Origin of the sequence: Burkholderia sp. MSMB1072, assembly GCF_001524725.1 — a bacterium.
Classification (GTDB): Bacteria; Pseudomonadota; Gammaproteobacteria; order Burkholderiales; family Burkholderiaceae; genus Burkholderia.
Window position 1 is genome coordinate 1 of sequence record NZ_LOYC01000029.1, and the last position, 980, is coordinate 980.

Sequence of the window (980 nt, forward strand, 5' to 3'; positions counted from 1 at the left end):
TCGACGATGCCTTCGTCGCGCAGCAGCTTCAGGTTCGCGACCGCGACGGCCGCCGCCACCGGATGGCCCGAGTACGTGAGGCCGTGATTGAATTCGCCGTTGTCGATGATCGGGCGCGCGATGCGCTCGTGGATGCCCACCGCTCCCATCGGCACGTAGCCCGACGTGAGGCCCTTCGCCATCGTGATCAGGTCCGGCTCGAAGCCGAAGTGCTGGTGCGCGAACCATTCGCCGGTGCGGCCGAACCCGCCGATTACTTCGTCGGCGACCAGCAGCACGTCGTACTTGCGGCAGATCCGCTGGATTTCCGGCCAGTACGTCGACGGCGGGAAGATCACGCCGCCCGCGCCCTGGAACGGTTCGCCGATGAACGCCGCGACGTTCTCCGCGCCGAGTTCGAGGATCTTCGCTTCGAGCTGCTGCGCCCGCGCGAGGCCGAATGCCTCGGGCGTCTCGCCTGCCTGCGCTTCGCCGAAGAAATACGGCTGGTCGATGTGCACGATGTGCTCGACCTTCGACGGCATCTGCTCGTGCATGTAGCCCATCCCGCCGAGCGTGCCGCCCGCGATCGTCGAGCCGTGGTAGCCGTTCTTGCGCGAGATCACGTATTTCTTCTGCGGCTTGCCTTGCACGCGCCAGTATTGATGCACGACGCGCAGCACCGTGTCGTTGCCTTCCGAGCCGCTGTTGCAATAGAAGAAATGGTTGAAGCCGGCCGGCGTGACTTCGGCGAGCATCGCGGAGAGCTCGATCACCGGCGGATGCGTGGTCTTGAAGAACGTGTTGTAGAACGGCAGTTCCTGGATCTGGCGATAGGCGGCGTCGGCGAGTTCCTTGCGGCCGTAGCCGACGTTCACGCACCAGAGGCCGGCCATCCCGTCGATCACCTTGTTGCCGTCCGAGTCCCACAGGTAGACGCCGTCGGCCTTCACGATCACGCGGCTGCCCGCGCGATTGAGCGCGCCCATGTCCGAGAACGG

General features: G+C 65.4%; 1 protein-coding gene. It reads right to left on the reverse strand.

All coding sequences use genetic code 11. From position 1 onward, the window contains the following. On the reverse strand, window positions 1–980 hold a 980-nt coding region (locus WS89_RS13285; protein ID WP_059791414.1), incomplete at both ends, for an aminotransferase.